Origin of the sequence: Thioclava sp. F34-6 (assembly GCF_002213235.1) — a bacterium.
GTDB lineage: Bacteria > Pseudomonadota > Alphaproteobacteria > Rhodobacterales > Rhodobacteraceae > Thioclava > Thioclava nitratireducens.
The window spans coordinates 1-2876 of record NZ_NBOA01000027.1; the positions used below are offsets into that span (position 1 = coordinate 1).

Below are 2876 nucleotides of genomic sequence, written 5' to 3' on the forward strand. Positions count from 1 at the left end.
GATGACGCAGAGCCGTTTGCCCAGCCGGTGGACGTGGATCCGGTCGGCGACCTCGAAGACATGGGGCATGTTGTGCGAGATCAGGATGATCGGCAGCCCTTTCGCCTTGAGATCGAGGATCAGGTTCAGCACCTGGCGGCTCTCCTTGACGCCGAGCGCCGCGGTGGGCTCATCCATGATGATCACCTTCGAGCCGAAGGCCGCCGCACGCGCGACCGCCACGCCCTGGCGCTGGCCGCCCGAGAGGGTCTCCACCGCCTGATCGATGTCCTGAATGGTCATCAGGCCCAGATCGTTCAGCTTCTGGCGGGCGAAGGCGCGCATCGCGGGCTTGTCGAGCATCCGCAGCCATTTGCCCATCGCGCCTGGCTTGCGCAGCTCGCGCCCGACGAACATGTTGTCGACGATCGAGAGCGCGGGCGACAGCGCGAGCGTCTGGTAGACCGTCGCGATCCCGGCATCCTGCGCCTCGAGCGGGCTGCGGAAGCTGATCGGCTTGCCTTCGAGACGGATCTCTCCCTCGTCGGCGGAAACCGCGCCGGAGATCGCCTTGATGAGCGAGGATTTCCCGGCCCCGTTATCCCCGATCACGGCGAGGATTTCGCCCGGATAGAGATCGAAGTCGCATTCGTCGAGGGCGGTGACGCGGCCATAGCGTTTGACCAGACCGCGCGCGGTGAGAATGGGCTCTTGCGTCATGCCGATACCTTTCTGATCCATTGGTCGATGGCGACCGCGATGATGATGAGCCAGCCGATCGCGAAGACCTGCCAGAGCACGTCCACATTCGCGAGCCGCAGACCGGATTGGAACACGCCCACGATCAGCGCGCCGAACAGCGCCCCGAGGATCGAACCGCGCCCGCCGAAGAGCGAGATCCCCCCGATCACCACGGCGGTGATGGAATGCAGGTTCGCCTCGTAGAAGGCCTGCGGCGAGATCGACCCGACCCGGCCGATCGAGGCCCAGGCGGCGATCGCACAGACGAGCCCGGCCATGCCGTAGACCGACAGCAGCGTGCGGTCGGTGCGGATGCCCGCAAGCTCCGCCGCCTCCTTGTCGTCGCCCACCGCGTAGACGTGGCGGCCCCAGGCGGTCTTGTTCAGCAGATACCAAAGCACCAGGAACACCGCGACCATCAGGATCGAGCCATAGGTCAGCCGGGCATTGCCCACCGCGATGGTGTTGCCGAAGAATTTCAGAAGCGGCGCGAACTTGTCGATATCCTGCGAGCGGATCGACTGCGCGCCCGACAGCCACAGGTTCAGCGCGTAGAAGATCGACCAGGTGCCCAGCGTGGTGATGAAGGGCGGCAGCTTCACCTTGGTCACCAGAAAGCCGTTCATCAGCCCCGCCCCGGTGCCGCCCGCGAAGGAGATCAGCAGCGCCAGCGGTGCCGGCACGCCCATGTAGACAGCGAGGTTGCCCGCCACGACCGACATCAGCACCATGATCGCCGCGACCGACAGGTCGATCCCCGCGGTCAGGATGATCAGCGATTGCGCCGCGGCGAGAATACCGATGATCGAGACCTGCTGCATGATCAACGTCAGGTTGAAGGCCGAGAAGAACCTGCCCCCCGCCACAAGGCCGAACACGGCGATGGACAACAGCAGCACGATCACCGGCACCATCGTCGGGTTGCCGTGCAGCCCGTGCTGGATCGTGCCGAGAAGCCCGCGCTTCTTTCCCTTGAAGGCCGCGACGGTCTTGTCGCTCTTATCGAGATCGTGCTCGAAGGACTGGCCGCGAGGCGGAGCGGTCTGGGTCATGTCCGTCATCCTCTTTGTGCAATATGGGGTGAGGGGCCGTGATCCGGCCCGAAGAGGACGGGCCGCCGCGCGGGCGGCCCCTCCGATCTGTCAGGCGGGGATCAGCCCCAGCACTGCTTGAGGCCTTCCTCCGACGAGATCGAGTCGACCCCGTCGACCGGCTGGTCGGTGATCAGCGTCACGCCGGTATTGTAGAAGTCGAGACCTTCGGAGTTCTGCGGCTTGGTGCCGTCCTTGGCGAAAGCCGCGATCGCCTCGATGCCCATCGAGGCCATCTTCAGCGGGAACTGCATCGAGGTCGCGCCGATGATGCCTTCCTTGACGTTCTGCACGCCCGGGCAGCCGCCATCGATCGAGACGATGATCGCCTGATCCTGCATGCCGACCGATTTCAACGCCTCGTAGGCGCCGGCGGCGGCGGGCTCGTTGATCGTGTAGACCACGTTGATGCCCGGATCCTTCTGCAGAAGGTTCTCCATCGCCGTGCGGCCACCCTCTTCGTTGCCGTTGGTCACGTCATGGCCGACGATGCGCGGATCGTCTTCGTCGCCGATCTTCTTGGGGTCTTTGACGTCGATGCCGAAGCCCTTCATGAAGCCCTGATCGCGCAGGTAATCGACCGAGACCTGGCTCGGGTTGAGGTCGAGGAAGGCGATCTTCGCGTCCTTGGCCTTGTCGCCCATCTTCGCATTGGCCCATTGCCCGATCAGCTCGCCCGCCTTGAAGTTGTCGGTGGCGAAGGTCGCATCGGCGGTGTCGGCGGGCTCGAACGGGGTGTCGAGCGCGATCACCAGCGCCCCCGCGTCGCGCGCTTTCGTCACCGCCGGCGCCAGCGCGCGGCTGTCGGACGGCGTGATCAGTATGCCCTTGGCACCCGCCGCGATGCAGCTCTCGACCGCCGCGACCTGGCTTTCCACGTCGCCGTCGAGCTTGCCCGCATAGGTGTTGAGCTTGATGCCCATCTCCTCGGCTTTCGCCGTCGCCCCCTCCTTCATCTTCACGAAGAACGGGTTGGTGTCAGTCTTCGTGATCAGGCAGGCGGTCGTCTCCGCCCAGGCCCCGGTCGCCATCAGACCAAGCGCCGTCGCTCCCAGAATCGCGGTT

3 protein-coding genes are annotated in these 2876 nt (G+C 65.2%); all 3 read right to left on the reverse strand.

Features of this window, described 5'->3' with window-relative positions; translation table 11 throughout:
* A partial coding sequence (locus tag B6V72_RS18830; RefSeq protein ID WP_088736360.1) for an ATP-binding cassette domain-containing protein occupies window positions 1–699 on the reverse strand: 699 nt, incomplete at its 3' end.
* On the reverse strand, window positions 696–1772 hold the full coding sequence (locus tag B6V72_RS18835) for an ABC transporter permease (protein WP_088726310.1): 1077 nt from the start codon (window positions 1770–1772) through the stop codon (window positions 696–698). The genes B6V72_RS18830 and B6V72_RS18835, both read right to left, overlap by 4 nt.
* A 101-nt stretch (window positions 1773–1873) precedes the next feature.
* On the reverse strand, window positions 1874–2869 hold the full coding sequence (locus B6V72_RS18840; RefSeq protein ID WP_206185825.1) for a sugar ABC transporter substrate-binding protein: 996 nt from the start codon (window positions 2867–2869) through the stop codon (window positions 1874–1876).
* Window positions 2870–2876: the final 7 nt, after the last annotated feature.

What these genes read in the sequence shown, in the direction of transcription:
- B6V72_RS18835 (WP_088726310.1), bottom strand. Translation starts at nt 1,772, where the DNA reads ATGACCCAGACCGCTCCGCCTCGCGGCCAGTCCTTCGAGCACGATCTC.